The organism is Acetonema longum DSM 6540 (assembly GCF_000219125.1).
Classification (GTDB): Bacteria; Bacillota; Negativicutes; order Sporomusales; family Acetonemataceae; genus Acetonema; species Acetonema longum.
The window spans coordinates 13,369-31,810 of sequence record NZ_AFGF01000294.1; the positions used below are offsets into that span (position 1 = coordinate 13,369).

The 18,442-nt window shown below is 53.1% G+C and carries 14 protein-coding genes; 8 read left to right on the top strand and 6 right to left on the bottom strand.

Annotated features, from left to right (window positions below; translation table 11 throughout):
* Window positions 1–57 precede the first annotated feature (57 nt).
* The gene (locus ALO_RS20460) at window positions 58–2,523 is read left to right on the top strand and encodes a glycogen/starch/alpha-glucan phosphorylase (RefSeq protein ID WP_004100178.1); all 2,466 of its coding nucleotides are present in this window, start codon (window positions 58–60) and stop codon (window positions 2,521–2,523) included.
* Between the two features lie 89 nt (window positions 2,524–2,612).
* Window positions 2,613–6,122 carry a bifunctional glycogen debranching protein GlgX/4-alpha-glucanotransferase gene (locus ALO_RS20465; protein WP_004100179.1) on the top strand — a complete coding sequence of 1,170 codons (3,510 nt, stop codon included), beginning with the start codon at window positions 2,613–2,615 and terminating at the stop codon, window positions 6,120–6,122.
* A gap of 166 nt (window positions 6,123–6,288) precedes the next feature.
* Here ALO_RS20465 and ALO_RS20470 read toward each other — a convergent pair whose 3' ends face one another.
* The 4 genes from ALO_RS20470 to phoU all read right to left on the bottom strand — a co-directional run bounded on the left by ALO_RS20470 (window position 6,289) and on the right by phoU (window position 9,135).
* Window positions 6,289–6,801: a hypothetical protein gene (locus ALO_RS20470; protein WP_040294066.1), complete on the bottom strand. Its 513-nt coding sequence runs from the start codon at window positions 6,799–6,801 to the stop codon at window positions 6,289–6,291.
* Between the two features lie 202 nt (window positions 6,802–7,003).
* On the bottom strand, window positions 7,004–7,711 hold the full coding sequence (locus tag ALO_RS20480; protein ID WP_004100187.1) for a hypothetical protein: 708 nt from the start codon (window positions 7,709–7,711) through the stop codon (window positions 7,004–7,006).
* 79 nt (window positions 7,712–7,790) lie between these two features.
* Complete coding sequence (locus tag ALO_RS20485) at window positions 7,791–8,465, bottom strand: MgtC/SapB family protein (protein ID WP_004100191.1); 675 nt, start codon at window positions 8,463–8,465, stop codon at window positions 7,791–7,793.
* Window positions 8,455–9,135: a phosphate signaling complex protein PhoU gene (phoU, locus tag ALO_RS20490; RefSeq protein ID WP_004100193.1), complete on the bottom strand. Its 681-nt coding sequence runs from the start codon at window positions 9,133–9,135 to the stop codon at window positions 8,455–8,457. The genes ALO_RS20485 and phoU overlap by 11 nt, the downstream gene beginning before the upstream one ends.
* Before the next feature lie 344 nt (window positions 9,136–9,479).
* Between phoU and ALO_RS20495 the strand changes: the two genes are divergently transcribed.
* The 4 genes from ALO_RS20495 (at window position 9,480) to ALO_RS20510 (ending at window position 14,338) form a co-directional block, all read left to right on the top strand.
* Complete coding sequence (locus tag ALO_RS20495; RefSeq protein ID WP_004100195.1) at window positions 9,480–10,271, top strand: HAD-IIA family hydrolase; 792 nt, start codon at window positions 9,480–9,482, stop codon at window positions 10,269–10,271.
* A gap of 186 nt (window positions 10,272–10,457) precedes the next feature.
* Window positions 10,458–11,495 carry an ABC transporter substrate-binding protein gene (locus ALO_RS20500; protein WP_004100197.1) on the top strand — a complete coding sequence of 346 codons (1,038 nt, stop codon included), beginning with the start codon at window positions 10,458–10,460 and terminating at the stop codon, window positions 11,493–11,495.
* Window positions 11,496–11,569: 74 nt separating this feature from the next.
* Entirely contained in the window at window positions 11,570–13,264 is a 1,695-nt protein-coding gene (locus ALO_RS20505) for an ABC transporter permease (RefSeq protein WP_004100199.1), read from the top strand.
* A 30-nt stretch (window positions 13,265–13,294) separates the two neighbouring features.
* Complete coding sequence (locus ALO_RS20510) at window positions 13,295–14,338, top strand: ABC transporter ATP-binding protein (RefSeq protein ID WP_004100201.1); 1,044 nt, start codon at window positions 13,295–13,297, stop codon at window positions 14,336–14,338.
* 114 nt (window positions 14,339–14,452) lie between these two features.
* On the opposite strand, the gene clcA is transcribed toward ALO_RS20510, so the two are convergent.
* Window positions 14,453–16,021, bottom strand: coding sequence for a H(+)/Cl(-) exchange transporter ClcA (gene clcA, locus ALO_RS20515; RefSeq protein WP_004100203.1), 1,569 nt, complete (start codon window positions 16,019–16,021; stop codon window positions 14,453–14,455).
* Window positions 16,022–16,217: 196 nt separating this feature from the next.
* On the opposite strand from clcA, the gene ALO_RS20520 reads away from it, so the two are divergent.
* On the top strand, window positions 16,218–16,934 hold the full coding sequence (locus ALO_RS20520) for an HAD family hydrolase (protein ID WP_004100204.1): 717 nt from the start codon (window positions 16,218–16,220) through the stop codon (window positions 16,932–16,934).
* 184 nt (window positions 16,935–17,118) lie between these two features.
* Window positions 17,119–17,673 (top strand): superoxide dismutase family protein, encoded by a 555-nt coding sequence (locus tag ALO_RS20525; protein WP_004100206.1) that lies wholly within the window; start codon window positions 17,119–17,121, stop codon window positions 17,671–17,673.
* Between the two features lie 68 nt (window positions 17,674–17,741).
* Here the strand turns inward: ALO_RS20525 and ALO_RS20530 are convergent, their stop codons facing one another.
* Window positions 17,742–18,425, bottom strand: a complete 684-nt coding sequence (locus tag ALO_RS20530; protein WP_004100207.1) for a TerC family protein — start codon at window positions 18,423–18,425, stop codon at window positions 17,742–17,744.
* Between the last annotated feature and the right edge of the window lie 17 nt (window positions 18,426–18,442).

Genomic DNA, 18,442 nt, shown 5'->3' on the forward strand with positions numbered 1-18,442 from the left:
GGAACCGTTGAAAAAGGCCTGTTTGCGTTACGGCAATCGATTTCAGAGGAGGGTGCTATGTTCAGTAGTAAAGAACAATTCAAGGAAACCTTTCTCGACAAACTGAACGGCATGTTCGGCAAAAGCCTGGAAGAGGCGTCTTCAATGGATAGGTATATGGCGCTGGGAGCGGCAGTTCGGAACCATATTGCCCGGAAATGGGTCAAAACTAATGAACGGTACCTGTATAAGGGAGAGCGCCAGGTCTATTACTTTTCTATCGAATTCCTGCTGGGCCGGCTGTTGGGGGCCAATTTACTGAACATCGGCATTCGCCGGTTTTGCCAGGATGCTCTGGGGGAACTGGGCATTGACTTAAACGAGCTGGAGAACCTGGAAGCTGACGCCGGGCTGGGCAATGGCGGCCTGGGGCGGCTGGCTGCCTGCTTTCTTGACTCCATGGCGTCTTTATCCCTGCCGGTCCATGGCTGTGGCATCCGCTATAAATACGGCCTGTTTGAGCAAAAAATCGTCGACGGCTATCAAATGGAACTGCCGGACAATTGGCTGAAGAACGGAAACGTGTGGGAAATCCGCAAGCCGGACAAAGCGGTCATCGTCAGGTTTTACGGCACGGTGCGCATGGAGGCTAGGGACGGCCGGCTGCGGTTCATCCATGAAAACTACAAGCCGGTTCTGGCTGTGCCCTACGATGTGCCGGTGATTGGCTTTCAAAACCAAACTGTGAATACTCTCAGACTGTGGAGTGCCGAAACGGTATCGGCGGAGCAGGGATTGGAATATTCCGATCTGAACCGGTGCAAGCGGCTGGAAAATATCCAATATCAATACGATGTGGACGCTATTTCCGAGATCCTCTATCCTGATGATACCCATTACGAGGGACGGGTGCTGCGGCTCAAGCAGCAATACTTTTTCGTCTCAGCCGGACTGCAGAGCATTGTCCGCCGCTATAAGCGGAAAAATGGAACACTGCTTGAATTTGCCGATAAGATCGCCATTCATATCAATGATACCCATCCGGCCCTGGTTATTCCGGAACTGATGCGCATTTTCATTGACGAGGAAGGCATGGGCTGGGAAGAAGCCTGGCAGATTACGGTCAACACCGTGTCCTATACCAACCATACCATCCTGCCGGAAGCCATGGAAAAATGGCCGGTGGAGATCATGCATCACTTGCTGCCCCGCATTTATATGATCCTGCAGGAGATCAACGAACGCTTTTGCCGCCATCTGTGGCACAGCTTTCCCGGCGACTGGGATAAAATTCACCAAATGGCCGTTATCGCCGACGACTATGTCCACATGGCCCATCTGGCCATTGCCGGCAGCTACAGCGTAAACGGGGTGGCGAAAATTCACACCGAGATCCTGAAAAAAGAAGTGTTGAAGTCTTTTGCCCAAACTTACCCTTACAAATTCAACAACAAAACCAACGGCATCACCCACCGGCGCTGGCTGCTGCAGGCTAATCCGAACCTGGCAAGACTGATCAGCCGGATCGTCGGCGACAGCTGGCTGTATCATCCCGCTTACCTGGCCAGCCTGCGACGCTATAGCGAGGATGCGGCCTTCCGGGAAAAGGTGGCGGCGATCAAGCTGGCCAATAAGGAGAAACTGGCCCGGCATGTCCGGAACAAATACGGCATTACTTTGGACCCTCACTCTTTGTTCGACGTGCATGTCAAGCGCATCCACGCCTATAAGCGCCAGCTGTTAAATGCCCTGCACATCCTGGATCTCTATAACCGGCTGAAAGAGAACCCGGATCTGGATATCCCGCCCCGGACCTTCATTTTTGCCGGCAAGGCCGCGCCGGGCTATTATCTGGCCAAACGGGTGATCAAGCTGGTGAATACCCTGGCGGCGATGGTCAATCATGACCCGCGGATCAGGGATAAATTAAAAGTCGTCTTTTTGGAAAACTATAGTGTGTCCCTGGCCGAACTGATTATCCCGGCTGCCGATCTGAGTCAGCAGATCTCTACCGCCAGCAAGGAAGCCTCCGGCACCGGCAACATGAAGTTTATGCTGAACGGCGCCATTACCCTGGGTACCCTGGATGGGGCCAATATTGAAATCCGGGAGGAAGTCGGCGATGAAAACATCATCATCTTCGGCTTAACTGCTGACGAGGTCCTGCAATATTATCAACAGGGCGGCTATCGGGCCTGGGATCTGTATCACAGCCAGCCTCGCCTGCAGCTGGTTTTAGACCAGCTGGTCAACGGTTTTTTACCGGCGCCCGGGGAAGAATTCCGCGTTATTTTTAATTCCCTGCTCCATGACAATGATGAATTTTTTGTCCTGAAAGATTTTTTCCCCTATGCCGCAGCCCAGGAAACGGCGGGCCGGCTGTTTGCCGACCGGCAGAGGTGGGGCCGCATGGCCATCCATAATATTGCCCACGCAGGCTTTTTTTCCAGTGACCGAACGGTATCGGAATATGCCGTCGGCATCTGGAAAATCAATCCTGTGGTCATCGGCGACCCCTATATGGTCGGAATGGATCGGCGGTGACAGGAATCAGGAGCGAGTGCGCGAATTTTCTTATAATATATAACAGCCTAAAGAGTAAAGAACAAAACAAAGCAAAAAGGGGTTTCTTCATGAATCAGCGTGAAACCATACAGGAGTTAAACGGGGCGGACGACGTCTGGATGATGCACCATTCCCACCGGGCGGAATTCCGCTCTCCCTTTGGCGCCGTTACTTGCGGCCAAACGATTCGCCTCAGTCTGGCAGTCCTGCCGCGGATGGGTGTTACAGCCGTGATGCTGCGCCTGTGGCGGGACGGACAGGGAGAGCAGCTGCTGACGCTTTCTCACCGCGGCAGCAGTCAGGGGGCTGAATGGTACGAAACAGAGATCCAGGCAGGGGATGCCGGCCTGATCTGGTATTACTTTCTCGTGAACGCCGCAGGCCGGACCTTCTATTACGGCAACAACCAAGCCATGCTGGGCGGACTGGGCCGCATCGCGGACCAGCCTCCCGGTTCTTACCAGGTTACGGTTTATCAGCCGGCGGTCAGTCCGGACTGGTGGAAACGGGCGGTGATCTATCAGATTTTTCCCGACCGCTTTTATAACGGCAGCCCTGACGGCAAGGTGCGGAACCCCAAGCCCGGCAGTCTGCTTCATGCCTGCTGGCGGGATGATCCTTTTTATATCAAGGATGGCGAGAGCGGCCCCATTCTGGCCTATGATTTTTTCGGCGGCAACCTTCAGGGAGTGCTGGCCAAACTGCCTTATCTGAAAGACTTAGGCATTACCGCCATTTACTTTAACCCCATCTTTGCCTCCTCCAGCAATCATCGCTATGATACGGCGGATTACAAGACTATTGACCCCATGCTGGGGGATAATGCGCTTTTTGCCCAACTGTGCGCCGCCGCTGCCCAGATCGGCATCCGGGTCGTTCTCGACGGAGTGTTCAGCCATACCGGCAGCGACAGCATTTATTTCAATAAAGAAGGGACCTATCCCGGGATCGGGGCGTATCAGTCCAAAGAGTCTCCCTACTATCCCTGGTATCGTTTCAGCCGGTATCCCGATGAGTACGAAAGCTGGTGGGGAGTGGACACCCTGCCCAATGTAAATGAACAGGAGGCAAGCTATCAGGACTATATCATAGACTCCCCCGGCAGTGTGGTAAGGCACTGGGCCAGACTGGGGGCAAAAGGCTGGCGGCTGGACGTGGTGGATGAATTGCCGGATGAATTCGTCCGTAAGTTCCGCGAAGTGCTAAAAGCAGAAGACCCGGACGCCGTCCTGATCGGCGAGGTCTGGGAAGACGCTTCCCGCAAGGAAAGCTATGGCCGGCTGCGGCAGTATTTCTGGGGGGAGGAACTGGACGGGGTCATGAATTATCCCTTTCGGGATACGGTCATCGGGTTCTTGCTGGGGCAGAGCGGCGCCCAGGAGGCGCACAGCCGCCTGATGAGCCTGTTCGAGAATTATCCGCCGGAAAACTTCTATGCCTCTATGAATCTGATCGGCAGCCATGACGTGCCCCGGGCTCTGACTGTCCTGGGAGAAGGCCGCTCCGAAGACGAGCTGAGTCATAAAGATAAGCTAAAAGAACGCCTGAAGCCGGAGCAAAAAGCCCTGGGCAAAGCCCGGCTTAAACTGGCGGTCCTGTGGCAAATGGCTTTCCCCGGCGCCCCGGCAGTCTATTATGGCGATGAAACCGGTCTGGAAGGCTACCGGGACCCCCTAAACCGGCGGACTTATCCCTGGGGACAGGAAGACGACGATATCCTGTCCTGGTACCGGCAGCTGATCAAGCTGCGCCATGAGTATGAGGTTCTCAAAACCGGCGATTTCCGTTCTTTCGCCCTGGGAGAGGCTGTATACGGTTTTGTGCGGCAAATTCAGGGAGGTCAGGATGTTTTCGGACAGGCCGCACCGGATAATGCGGCGGTGATTTTCTTAAACCGGGGCCATTTTCCCCTGACAGTGACCCTGGAGCTCGGTCTGCCGGATCAGATTCTATATGACATGCTGGCCGGTGAACAGGAATTCCGGGTCACAGACGGCAGGCTGACAGTACAATTGCCGGCACTGTCAGGCAGACTGCTGCTGGCCGTTCCCGCCAACCGTCCCCGGGGCAGCGGCATTCTGCTTCATCCCACATCTCTGCCTTCTCCTCACGGCATTGGCGATTTGGGCCGGGATGCTTACCGCTTTATCGACTGGCTGCATGCTGCCAGACAAAGTTATTGGCAGATACTGCCCCTTCATCCGGCAGGGTATGGCGAATCCCCCTACCAGGCCTACTCAGCTTTTGCCGGCAATCCTCTCCTGATCTCACCGGAAATGCTGCTGCAAACCGGACTGTTAAGGGAGGAAGAGATCCGGGCAGCCAGAACTGAGACCTTAAAGGGAGAGGAATTTCCCGCCGGTCAAGTGGATTTTGTAAAGGTCAGGCCCTATAAAGAATGCCTGCTGCGTCAGGCTTATACTCGTTCGGACCGGATCACAGACACAGAAGAATATCAGGCCTACCGGGAGAAAAATAAGGACTGGTTGGACGACTATTGTCTGTTTATGGCCCTGTCGGCTGAATTCAACCACCGGCCCTGGAACCGCTGGCCTAAACCCATCGCCGGCCGGCAGGAGCAGGCCATGGCTTTTTACCGCCGGGAGCTGGCCTCTGAGATTCGCTATCACGGGGTTGTCCAGTACCTTTTTTACAGCCAGTGGCAGAACCTTCGGCGCTATACCCACAAGGGGGGCATCAAGATTATCGGCGATCTGCCACTCTTTGTAGCGCATCATTCCAGCGACGTCTGGGCCAACCCGCAGTTCTTCGCCCTGGATTCAGACGGCAGGCAGGAAAAAGTAGCCGGCGTGCCGCCGGATTATTTCGCTAAAACCGGTCAGCTTTGGGGCAATCCTCAGTATCGCTGGGATACACTGCGCCAGGATGATTATCGCTGGTGGCGGCGGCGTATCGAATACCTCCTGACCATGGTGGATTTGGTTCGAATTGATCATTTCCGGGGATTTGAAGCCTACTGGGAAGTACCTGCGGCTGAGAAGACCGCTGTCAATGGCCGCTGGGTGAAGGGGCCGGCCGAAGACTTCTTCCTCACTCTGGAATACCATTTGGGAAACTTGCCACTGATTGCCGAAGATTTAGGCGTGATTACCCCGGAAGTGGACGACCTAAAGCACCGGTTTGGCTTTCCCGGCATGCAGGTACTGCATTTCGCCTTTGGCGTCGACTCGGAGGGACGGCTGGCAGAGCCCGGAAACGGCCGGCATACGGTGCTCTACACCGGCACCCACGACAACGATACAACCGTGGGCTGGCTGCAGGACCTGAAGCGAAAAGAGCCGTCTCTCCGCCAGGCACTGAAAGCATTTTTCGGGGTGAATGGCAGGCGGAACGGGAACGATGTGCTGCTGGCGGAGAAAATTATGGAATATGCCCTGAGCCGTCAGGCGGATACCACGATCCTGACCATGCAGGACATCCTGGGTCTGGACAGTGCCGCCCGCATGAACCGCCCCGGCAAGGCCGAAGGCAATTGGGCGTGGCGCATGCCCGCCGGCTGCCTGACCCGGGAGACGGCGGAAAAATGGGCGGCGCTGGTGGAGAAAAGCGGCCGGTAAAGCCGCGACGGATCATTCTTGTTTTGCCTGCTGTTTTTCTTCATAAAGAACCGGCCTGCATCCATAAAAATAATGGATACAGGCCGGTTCTTGTTTGAAACGAATTCCCTGCATGGCCCTGACCCACACGGCAGGATCAAAGCCGGGACCGAATCCGATAAGCGCCTTAACGCCACCAGGCCATAAAGAAAGAATCCCGGTTTTCAAAAGCGTTGTCATCATCCCGCAGGAAGATAAAGGCGCCGTTATGCATGAAGCCTACGCTGACCAGTTCATCCGAATTATCATAGAACATGACCGCATTGGTGATGCGGTGGCCCCGATACCAGAATCCTCTGTCGGCTCTGTCATACCACCGGTAGGCTCGCAGTCCGGGAAAGCGGTTATTCCAGGTACGGTCACGAATCGGAACCATCCGATAGCCGGGGCCCGCGAAGCGGTTGCGCTTTTCATACCAGCGGAACGGCAGGGGATCCCGGTGGACATTGCGCCGCCAGTTGGGATGCCGAAATGAGGGATTGGACCAGTTATGATGCGGCCGCCGCTCGGGACGTCGTTGGTATTCCTGACGCTGCCGGTCATGCCGGTCGTCCCGGTGCCGGGGAGCGGCGCTGACTGCAGGCAGCATGGCTGCGGACGCAAATACCAGAGTCAGGATCGTGGCAACCCATCGTTTCATTCTATCAACCTCCCTTGCTATAGTTCATTGTATTCGGTAAATATGACAAATATATGATAACCGATTTGCATTTTAGCCACCGACGGCAGATAAAAAGGAGTCGGGAGTAAAAAACGGCTTTCATCCGGGCGTACCCGGATGAAAGCCGTTTTTTTTACTCCGCCGGCCGCCGGGCGAGCAAAGCCGGATTGATTTCTAAAAGTTAATGCCACCAAGTTAAGAAAAAGGAATCCCGGTTTTCAAAAGCGTTATTATCATCGCGGACGAACATAAAGACGCCATTGTACATGAACCCTACGCTGACCAGATCATCGAAAGCGTCATAGAACATGACGGCATCAGTGATGCGGTGGCCCCGATACCAGAAGCCCCTGTCGGGCCTGTCTTGCCATCTGTAGGCCCGCAGGCCGGGAAAACGATCATTCCAGGAGCGGTCATAAATCGGCTCCATCCGGTAACCGGGGGCTGAATACCGGCTGCGTTTTTCGTACCATTGAAACGGAGGGGCATCACGGCGAACATCTTGCCGCCACTGAGGATTTCTGTAAGAAGGATGATTCCAGCTATGCTGAGGGCGCTGTTGGGGGTGCTTCGGAGGCCGCTGAGGCTGCTTCGGCGGTTGCTGTTGCGGTGGCCGCTGAGGTTGCTGGGGCAGCTTCGGCGGTTGTTGTTGCGGTGGCTTCTGTGGCTTCTGCGGAGGGCGCTTTTTTATTTGTTCCTGGCGTTCTCTTTCTTTGCGCTCTTTCTCCTGACGTTCTCTTTCCTGCTGTTCCCGCCTCAGACGTTCGTTTTCCTGTTTCTGCTGCTCCTGCCGGTCCACGTTATTCCAGAAGGAAGCGGCGCTGACTGTCGGAAGTATGGTTACAGAGGCAAACAATGCGATTAAGAGAGAAGTTACCCATTTTTTCATTCTGACCTCATCTCCTTTTTTTCAGTGTATCCGGTAAATATGACAAATTTATGATTAAATCTAGAAATATATGTGAATTTTAATCTTCTGGGATTTTTATGCTTAACACTCCGTCAATTTTGCCCAGTTCAGCTATGACCTGTTCCAGCCGGCACTTATCCGGAATGGTGATGGTCAGTGGGACAAAAATCTGGCCGGAATCCCCGTCCTCGATGTGGATTTGGGTAATGCCGATGCCGAGAGTCCCGAGCACCGAGCCGATTTGCCCGATTTGACCGGGCTTATCGAGAGAATGGATCATCAGGGTGCAGACGGAGGGGCTTAAAACTTGATACAGCCGGTCGATCCGGGGCAGAACCTCCAAGGCTATGACGACCAGCAAGGTAGTGGTGACCGCTCCGGTCATGGCCCCTACACCTACCGCCAGGCCTACGCTGGCTACCACCCAGAGGCTGGCCGCTGTGGTCAGGCCCTTGATGGTGGGCCCTTCTTTCATGATAGCGCCGGCCCCCAGAAAGCCGATGCCGCTGACCACCTGGGCCGCCAGCCTGGCCGGATCGGCATTGGTCAGTCCTTGGACATTGGCGTACAGGTTGACCGACATAATGGCCACCAGGCAGGAACCCAGACATACCAGGATGTGGGTGCGGAGACCGGCGGTTTTTCTCTGGAGCTGCCGCTCAAAGCCGATCACCCCTCCCAGCACAAGGGAAATCACCAGCCGCAGCACCGTATTAAAATCATCAATTATCATCCCAGATCAACTCCTCGTAAGCAGGCTTTTTCACCGGTGCGCCGGACACAATATAGTGCACTAATTCTCCGATGTTGGCAGCCCGGTCAGCCACCCGCTCCAGATAGCGGATTGCCACATGATAATCCATAATGACCTCCTGGCCCCAGGGATGCATGGAACCTACGCACAACATATCGCGAAACAGTTCCCGGTTCTTTTTGTCCACCAGGTCATCAGCGTCAATCAACCGGTTGGCCAGGCTAATGTCCAGTTTCTCATAACACTCCAGGGCAATCGACAGCATTTCCGTGGTCTGGTCTTTCATTTTAGCCGCAGGGGGGTTCAGTGAGGACAGGATTTGGACGTCCTGCTGGGAAAATTTCTTCTGAACCAGTTTAGCGATCTGATTGGCATAATCACAGATTCGCTCCAGTTCCATGGCGATTTTCAGGCTGTTAACGATAAAATTTATGTCAATTCTGGCAAACTGCCCACCGGACATAATTTCCAGGCATTGCTCATTAATCCCGTAATACATGGAATCCACCAATTTTTCCGTCTGACGGACCTGGGAGGCGATGGCGGTATCATTGGCAGTCATGGCTTGTATGGACTGGTCGACTGCTGTTATCACTTTATTTCCCATTATCAAAATGCGGCTTGTTAACTGAGAAAAATTTTGGTGCATAACGAACCCCCTAATTTCGCTGTATTTAAGATTGCATCAGGCTCTGCGCCGGACTGGCATATCTAAAGCATACTTAAACACATTAATACATTCTACATCGAACTGAAATATGCTTTTTCTCCGCAAAAATTTTTACAATATTTTATCTGTCCCAAGGCTTGCGATTCAGGGGCTCCAGCCGTTGTGGAAGGTTTTTCCGTTTGAGGTGAGGTTATTTTTTGGCGGAATTTAGCAGGATTGTCAAACTGTTGCGGGGAATTATCCTTAAGCCCAAAAAGGCGTTAAGAAAATTAAGAAAATAAGGATATTCAGGATATTTATACTTGTCGCAAAGGGTTGTACAAATGAAACGTCTTCGTGAAATCAAATGTTTTCTTTTAGATATGGATGGGACATTCTATTTGGGCGATGATATCCTGCCGGGAGCGCTGGATTTTATGCACTACATTACGGCAACGGAACGGGATTTTTTGTTCCTCACCAATAACTCTTCACGCGCCGCCGGCTATTACGCCGGCAAGCTGAGCCGTATGGGCTGGCAGGCTGCACCCCGTGATATTCTCACCTCCGGTGAGGCGACTGCCCTGTATCTTAAAGCGGAAAAACCTGGCGCCCGTATCTATTTGCTGGGGACGCCGGCTTTGGAGGCGGAGTTTCAGGACCATGGCTTTACTGTGACGGACCGGAATCCTGACTATGTGGTGCTGGGATTTGACAAAACCCTGACTTATGAAAAATTAGAAAAAGCCTGCGCTTTCATTCGTAACGGCATATCCTTTATTGCTACCCACCCGGATATCAATTGTCCTACTGAGGATGGCTATATCCCGGACTGCGGCGCCATGATCGAATTGATCAAAGCCTCTACCGGCGCTACGCCCCGGATTATCGGCAAGCCGAATCCGGCGATCGTGGCTGCCCTTTTGCGGCGGAAGCCATATCGCCCGGAAGAACTGGCGATGGTAGGGGATCGGCTGTATACGGATATTGCTACCGGTAAAAATGCCGGTATTACGTCGATTCTGGTATTAAGCGGTGAAACCAAGGCAGAGGATCTGGCCCGCTCCAATATCAGGCCGGACTATGTGTTTGAGAGTCTGGGGGCGCTGAAATCAGCGCTGGCAGGGGACCGTTGAAAAAGGCCCATCTGCTTCGTTGCTCCTGCGGGCGAGTGTTCGACGTACCCTCCAAACGTACAGTCTCACGCTCGTCCCCGTCGCGCCTAGCATCTGAACCTTTTTGAACGGTCCCAGATGCGAGGCTGCAGATAATTTTATTGTTTGTTCTATACCTATGCTATAAATAATATGGGGGGAATATTTGTGAAAAAACATGGGTATCTGTTAGTGGCGCTGCTTTTGATTACAGCACTCCTGGCAACGGTCATGGCGGGCTGTGGCGGCGGTAAGCCGGCGGAAACGCCCAAAAGTAAGGGGCCTCAAGGCACAGTGATGATTTATACTTCGATTTATCCAGACATCATCGAACTGATTAAACCCGAGATGAAAAAACAGTTTCCTGACTTGGATGTTCAATGGTTCCAGGCCGGCACCGAAAAGGTTATGGCTAAAATAGCCGGCGAAATTGAGGCGAAGAAGGTCCAGGCTGACCTGATTATGGTGGCTGATCCTTCTTATTACCTCACATTAAAAGACCAGAATCTGCTTTTAAAGTATGATTCTCCTAACCGGAAAGATATAGTAGCCAATAAGGATACCGAAGGCTACTGGACCGGTGTGCGTATTTCCAACATGATCATCGCTTATAACACCGCTAAGGTCAGCGAGGCTGATGCACCCAAATCCTTTAAAGACCTGCTGGAGCCGAAATGGAACGGCAAAATCGCCATGCCCAGCCCGCTGCTTTCCGGTACAGCCTATGTAGCTGCCGGCGTACTGTCTGACAAGTATGGCTGGGAGTATTTTGAGCAACTGCGGCAAAACGGCATGAAAGTGGAAGAAGGCAACTCGGCTCTGCAAAACAAACTGGTCCGCGGCGAGTATCACGCTGTCATGATCCTGGAAGAAAACATTCTGAAAATCGGCGCCAAAGGCGAACCGGTGAAAGTAGTCTATCCGGCTGACGGCACCATCATCATCCCCAGTCCCATTGCCATACTTAACTCCAGCAAGAACCAGGAGGCCGCTAAAGCGGTGCTGGACTGGTTCTTAACGAAACAAGGACAGGAGGTCATCGTCAAAGGCTGGATGCATTCGGTCCGGGACGATGTGAATCCGCCTCAGGGAGCACCGGCACTAAAGACATTCGCCGAAAATGCGGCGAAACCCGACTGGGCTAAGCTGGCTAAAGATAACGAAACAGTTAAAGAGACTTTTCGCAGCAAAGTGCTGGATAAATAGGATCGAGTAAAATATCGGATCAACACAAACAGGGGGGGGGATCAATCCCTCCCTGATTTTTAGGGGGTTCAGGCATGAACCGGAGTTTTTTCTCCTCTTTGAAGACAAACCTGGATTTAAAATGGCTGGTTATTTTCGTTTCAGTAGGTCTGCTGCTGCTCTTTACCGCATTTCCCATGCTCTATCTGGTGCTGCGCAGTTTAATGGTAGAAGGAACTCTGGATCTTACCACCTATTGGGAAGTATATGGAAACATCGTCAATTGGAAATCTTTTGTAAATACTATTTATATTTCGTTATTGGTTACGCTGGTCAGCGTTGCGATCTCCTTTCCTCTGGCCTGGCTGGTCGGAAGGACTGACCTGCCCGGTAAAGGATTTTTCCGTACGGCCTTTGTCACCAGCTACATGATCCCTCCTTATGTAGGAGCTATTGCCTGGACGCAGTTGTTAAATCCCAGTGTCGGGTATTTAAACGAATGGCTGGTGCACGTGTTTAACCTGTCGGCTTCTCCCTTTGATATTTATGGCATTGGGGGGCTGATCTGGTGTTTTACCCTGTTTTATTCTCCTTTTGCCTTTATTACGATTTCCCGCGCCCTGGAAAAAATGGATCCCAGCCTGGAGGAAGCCTCCCGGGTGTCCGGAGATTCACCCTTGGGCACTCTGTGGCGGGTCACATTGCCTCTGATGTTCCCCAGTATTTTTGCCGGCGGCGTGCTGGTGTTTATCGGTGTGGGGTCCGCTTTCGGCATCCCGGCCATCGTGGGCATGCCGGCGCAAATTGAAGTGCTGACCACCCGCATTGTGACCTATGTGTATATGGGTACCGGCAAAGGAATCCGGGAAGCCACGGCTTTGGCTGTGTCATTGATGCTGGTGGCGAATTTTATCCTGTATGCTTCTACGATGCTGATGAACCGCAGAGACTATGTGACCATCAGTGGCAAGAGCACCCGGCCGGGCCTGGTAGAGCTGGGAATTTGGAAATGGCCTCTGGCCGCTTTGGTCAGTCTCTATGGATTTGTGGCCATCTTCCTGCCGTTAGGGTCCATTCTGGTGACTTCTCTGATCAAATCCCTGTCCCGTCCTATCTCTTTCGATAATCTGACCATCACCAACTGGCTGACGGCGATCAAAAATGAACAATATATGGACACTCTGTGGAACAGCTTTATTTCAGCAGGTCTAGCGGCTACCATTGCCACTGTGCTGGCTGTGTTCATCGCCTATCTTCTAGTTAAGACCAGGGTCAGCGGCAGGGGTATTCCGGATGGTTTGTCCACCCTTGGCGGCGCCACTCCCAGCATTGTTATTGCTTTGGCTCTGATTATTACTTTTTCCGGGGAGTTTGGTCTGAACCTGTATTCCACCATGGCCATTTTGGTGGTGGGCTATATGGTCAAATATCTGACGATGGCTGTCCGCACCATTGCCGCTTCACTAAGCCAGGTGCATTCTTCGTTGGAGGAAGCGGCGCTGAATTCCGGCGCGAACTGGCTTCAGGCCCTGCGGGACGTGATGCTGCCCCTAATCGGGCCGTCTATTGTGGCTGGCTGGTTTTTAGTGTTTATGCCCTCTTTTTATGAGCTGACCATGTCCATTATTCTCTACGGCTCTCAGACTAAAACCATCGGCGTGTTGCTCTATGAACTGCAGACCTATGCCGATCCCCAGGACGCCTCGGTGCTGGCAGTGATCATCCTGTTCATCGTCCTGGCGGGCAATGTGATTCTGCGCAAAGTTTCCAAGGGCGCTATTGGGATTTAATCCGCGATAAAAGATAAAGGAGTAGGAATCATGGCCGAAGTAAAGATAGAATCCGTTACTAAGCTGTTCGGGGAAGTCAAGGCGGTGAATGCGTTCAGCGCCCTGATCAGGAACGGCGAATTTCTTTCCATTCTGGGCCCCTCGGGCTGTGGTAAAACCACCATGCTGCGCATGATCGCCGGTTTTGAAAAGGCTAATAGCGGCGAGATCTATATCGGTGACCACTTGGTCAGCTCGCCGGAGAAAAAAATCTTTGCGCCGCCGGAAAAGCGCAATATCGGCATGGTGTTTCAGTCCTACGCCGTCTGGCCCCACATGTCGGTGTTTGACAATGTGGCCTACCCTCTGAAAATTAAGGGTATCGCCAAAGATATCATTCGGGAAAAGACCCTTCAGGCCCTGGATATGGTCCATCTGGACGGTTATGCCGACCGTCTGCCCAGCCAGCTTTCCGGCGGTCAGCAGCAAAGGGTAGCCCTGGCCAGAGCTCTGGTCAGCGAGCCCCAGTTGCTTTTGCTGGACGAGCCCCTCAGCAATCTGGACGCCAAACTGAGAGAAAGCATGCGGTTTGAGATCAAGGAACTGCAGAAAAAACTTAATGTCACGGTGGTCTATGTCACTCATGATCAGGCCGAAGCCATGGCCATGTCCGACCGGATCGTCGTTATGCACCAGGGAGTGATCCAGCAAATCGGCAGCCCCCTGGAGGTCTATGAGACTCCTGCCAACCGGGTCATTGCCGATTTTATCGGGCTGGTGAACTTTATAGATGCCGAAGCCCGTCAGGACACGGTTCATATCCCGTCCCTCGGCCTGACTTTGCCTTCGCAGCATGATTTCAGCGGCAAAGCGGTAGCCGCCATCCGACCGGAATATATCAGTCTGACTCAGGACGAGCAAGCCGTTCAGGGGACAATCGTCCATAAAGTTTACCTGGGAGATGCGGTGGACTGGCGGATTGATGTGAACGGCGCCCAGATCCGGGTCATCGACAAGGCTGCCGCCCTGTCCCAATATTCCTCCGGTGACCGGGTAGGGCTGGAGTTTAAAAAGGTTATGGTGTTTCCGGAATGAGGCGGAATCACATTTGATCAAAGCTAGAAAATAGTGACCGAAGCGGAATCCGATAGAAAATCACGAACCCCGGCCTTGTGATACAAGAATATGGTCGGGGTTCGTGATTTTCTTCTATGACAGGCGGGCTTCGGCTAAATCATCAATTAGTTTTGTGTTGGTTTCATCGGTCAATATATAGAGGTAATCGCCGGCTAGGATTTTGGTATCCCCCTTGGGCACGATTTCGGCTTCGCCGCGTTTGATGCTAACCAGCAAACTGCTGTCAGGCCATGCCACATCCTTAATGTATTTGCCGTCCAGCTTGGAATCAAGGCAGACGACCAACTCAGCGACGGTCTGTCTCTCAGAGGATCCCGCCAGGGTCTGGGGTTTCTGTTTCGCCAAAGACCGGTTCAGCAATGCTTCGTAGACCGGTGGGGAGTTGGCGATGTCAGCCACCAGATGGGCAGTCATGGAGATAGTGATCAAGGGAAAAAGATGGCTGAAGGAGCCGGTCATTTCCATGATCAGAATACTGCCGGTTACCGGCGCCTTGGTAATAGCGGCGAACAATGCAGCCATGCCCAGTATGACAAAGTTATTGACATACTCCACCTGAATCGTCGTCCATTGAATAGAAACTGTGGCGAAGGACCCGCCCAGAAGGGCACCGATCACTAGGAGAGGCAGAAATATGCCGCCGGGAACGCCGCATCCATAGCTAAGAATGGTAAAACTAAATTTGGCCGCCAGCAGGACGAATAACAGGGGCAGATCATAGTGTCCGGCTGAAATGCCGCCGATCAGTTCGTGTCCGCCGCCTAGAATCTCCGGCAGAATAAGGCCGGCCAGACCGCCGACCAGCAAGGGAAAAGCTGCCTGCATGATTTTGGGCAGGACCCGCTGTCGGTCATAGAGATCCAGGGATCGGAGCAGGCATTGGTTAAATAGGATGCCGCCCAAGCCGGCGATGACTCCCAGGGTGATAACGTGTCCGTAATAGCCCGGGGGCAGAGCCGTCAGACGTTCAAAATTGAAAACGGCTTTTTGCCCAAACGCAAGCTGGCTCACCCAATCGGCTGTGACCGAAGCGGCCATGGCTGCCATTAATACCGCAGGGGAAAAATTTTTGTGGAGTTCCTCCAGGGCAAACATCACCCCAGCCAGCGGTGCATTAAACGCCGCTGCCAAGCCGGCGCTGGCCCCGCTGGTTAAAAGGTAGCGTTCTTCCATTTTTGTCTGCCCCATCAGGCGGCTGAGGCCCTGGCCTACCACCGCGCCCAGCTGAATGGAGGGGCCTTCCCGGCCTAACGACAGACCGGCACCAATGGCCAAAACGCCGCCGGCAAGCTTAGCGGGCAAGACTTTTTGCCACACCATTTTCATGCGTCGCAACATAACGCCCTTTACCTGCGGGATGCCGCTGCCGCCGGCCATGGGTTCATATTTTACGATAAGGCCTAAAATAAAAGCGACAAGCAGCAAAAATAAAAACCACGCCGGAATCAGCGCCGGGTTGTGTCGCAAATGAGCATAGGCTTCTGTTCGCAACCATTCCGCATATGCGATGAAATAGCGAAACACTACCACGACTGCGCCGGCAACCAGTCCGATAAGGATACCTCCGGCAAAAATCTTTAACCGGAAATTCCTCCAATGGGATAGTGCATAATAGACTTTGCTGATACCTTGCTGTGCCATGATCTTCTCCTAACGATTGGAATTCGTTAATTTTGCAATATAAATATTTTGGCACCGGTCAAAAATATTGTCAATCATGTATTCTTGTTAATTACCCAGGCCAGCAAGAATTGGAGAGAGAGCAAGGTTTTTTGGCAACACAGCGCGAAATAGGAAGATCCATCGGATGATGTTGATAAGGAGAGACAGGAAAACTATGATACAAAGCGTATTGTTTGATTTGGACGGGACTTTGCTCCCCCTGGACCAGCAAGAATTCGTCAAGGTCTATTTGAATCTTTTGGGGCGCCATGTAGCTCCCTATGCGGACCCTAAGAAATTTGTCGGTCAGTTGTTAAGTTCCACCGGTGTGATGATTGCCAACCGGGATAAAGTCAAAACTAACAAGGCAGTGTTTTACGAGGATTTTCTGCCCAAGATCGGGGTGGCGGAAGAGGTCCTGGCGCCGGCCTTGGACCTTTTCTATGAACAGCATTTCGGACAAGTCCGTTCGGTGACGCAACCAAGTCCGGCAGCCCGGCAGGCTGTTTTGGCCGCTATTCATGCCGGCTGCGATGTGGTGGTGGCTACCAACCCGATTTTTCCCGGTAATGCTGTCGAACAGCGTCTGGAATGGGCCGGAGTGGCTGATCTTGATTTTAAGCTGATTACCAGCTACGAAAACAGCTGTTTTTGCAAGCCTCACCCGGAATACTATTTAGAGATTGCCGATCGTATCGGCCGTCATCCGTCGGAATGCCTGATGATCGGCAATGATGTGGAAGAAGACCTGATTGCCGGCATTGTCGGGATGAAGACATACCTGGTCACCGACTGCCTGCTAAATGCCAAGGGCCTGGAGGCCCGCCCGGATTATAGCAGTGCTTTGTCTGAAGTGGCAGAGTCACTGCCGGGCATTATCAGAGGTAAGTGAGTAATCCGTTCATTTAGTGGGTTGCTTTAGCGAAGGCCCCTGTCTCCATATGGCAGGGGCCTTCTTTATATGATCGAAGGGCGTTGTGGCTGGCTGCCCGGCACGAGTCCGGGGCACTCTTTCCGGCATCGCCACATAAAATATAAAAAAGTTACCGATCAGGCAGAGTGAAAGGAGGAATACGGTGCAAAGACAGCGATATCGTGCCGGTAAGCATTGGGATAGCTGCAAATGGAACCAGGGCTGCCCCCAATGCGGGGGTAAGACGCCTGAGCCGACTAAGGCGTATGCCCGATTAAAAGGCGGGCCTTTGGCACCCGATATAGAAGGATTGGTCCGTTTTACCGAGGTTCCCGGCGGCGTCTGGGTTAAAGTCGAGGTATGCGGGCTGCCGCCCTATTGTCCGGGCAAAGGCGACCGTCTGCCTATCGGGCCCCATGGATTTCACATTCATGAAAAGGGAGTCTGCCAGGCAGGCGACCCTGAAGATCCTTTTCTGGCGGCAGGTTCGCACTGGAACCCATGCAATCAGCCCCACGGCAACCATGCGGGAGATTTCCCGGTACTGTTCTCCAACGACGGAGTCGCGATGATGAGTTTTTTCACCAATAAATTCCGGGTATCGGCTATCATCGGCAGATCGGTTATTATCCACCAGAGCCCGGATGATTACCGAACTCAGCCGGCCGGCAATTCCGGCAAACGATTGGCTTGCGGCGTGATCCGGGCCGGTGAGTAAAACAAAGGGGATGCGGAATGGTTTTAAAAACCTGTACCGCATCCCCGTATTCATTCTATCTTCTGGGATTAGTGAATAGGACCTTGTGAATTCGTCTGCTTGGCTTCCCACAGCTTGCCCACGGCCACCACCAGGATGACGATCACCAGTGGTACCAGCCAGCCGGCGGCTTGTGTGAGAGAGGTCAAATAACTGCCGACGACTTTGTCATGCATGATCATGCCGCCGGCTGTCCAAGCCAGAATGCCGGCTCCTACATAGACCAGGGCGGGGTATTTATTCATCCAGCCGCTAATCCACTGGCTGCCCCGAATGACGATGGGCACGCTGATCAACAGACCCAGCACGACCAGCAGCATGTTGCCGTGGGAGGCGCCGGCAATGGCCAACACATTGTCAATGCCCATGATCGCATCGGCGACGATGATGGTTTTAATGGCGGTCCAGAAATTATCGGCAGCTGTCACAGACTCATGAGTGTCTTCATGTTTTAAGAGCTTAAGGGCTACCGGGATGAGCAGCATGCCGCCTAAAGCTTGCAGGTAAGGAACGCGCATCAGCCATACCGCCACCAGAGTCATAAGAACGCGGACAATAATGGCGCCGGCCGTGCCCCAGTAGATAGCCTTATTGCGCAGTTTTTCCGGCAGATTCCGGGAGGCCATAGCGATCACTACCGCATTGTCGCCGGCCAGTACCAGGTCAATAGCAATAATCGTCAGGAGTGCCATGAGAAAATCAGTGTCGAACATAGACTTCATCCTCCGCT

Coding starts and splice junctions, on each gene's coding strand:
- ALO_RS20460 (WP_004100178.1), top strand. CDS start 58: ATGTTCAGTAGTAAAGAACAATTCAAGGAAACCTTTCTCGACAAACTG.
- ALO_RS20465 (WP_004100179.1), top strand. CDS start 2,613: ATGAATCAGCGTGAAACCATACAGGAGTTAAACGGGGCGGACGACGTC.
- ALO_RS20470 (WP_040294066.1), bottom strand. CDS start 6,801: ATGAAACGATGGGTTGCCACGATCCTGACTCTGGTATTTGCGTCCGCA.
- ALO_RS20480 (WP_004100187.1), bottom strand. CDS start 7,711: ATGAAAAAATGGGTAACTTCTCTCTTAATCGCATTGTTTGCCTCTGTA.
- ALO_RS20485 (WP_004100191.1), bottom strand. CDS start 8,465: ATGATAATTGATGATTTTAATACGGTGCTGCGGCTGGTGATTTCCCTT.
- phoU (WP_004100193.1), bottom strand. CDS start 9,135: ATGCACCAAAATTTTTCTCAGTTAACAAGCCGCATTTTGATAATGGGA.
- ALO_RS20495 (WP_004100195.1), top strand. CDS start 9,480: ATGAAACGTCTTCGTGAAATCAAATGTTTTCTTTTAGATATGGATGGG.
- ALO_RS20505 (WP_004100199.1), top strand. CDS start 11,570: ATGAACCGGAGTTTTTTCTCCTCTTTGAAGACAAACCTGGATTTAAAA.
- ALO_RS20510 (WP_004100201.1), top strand. CDS start 13,295: ATGGCCGAAGTAAAGATAGAATCCGTTACTAAGCTGTTCGGGGAAGTC.
- clcA (WP_004100203.1), bottom strand. CDS start 16,021: ATGGCACAGCAAGGTATCAGCAAAGTCTATTATGCACTATCCCATTGG.
- ALO_RS20520 (WP_004100204.1), top strand. CDS start 16,218: ATGATACAAAGCGTATTGTTTGATTTGGACGGGACTTTGCTCCCCCTG.
- ALO_RS20530 (WP_004100207.1), bottom strand. CDS start 18,425: ATGTTCGACACTGATTTTCTCATGGCACTCCTGACGATTATTGCTATT.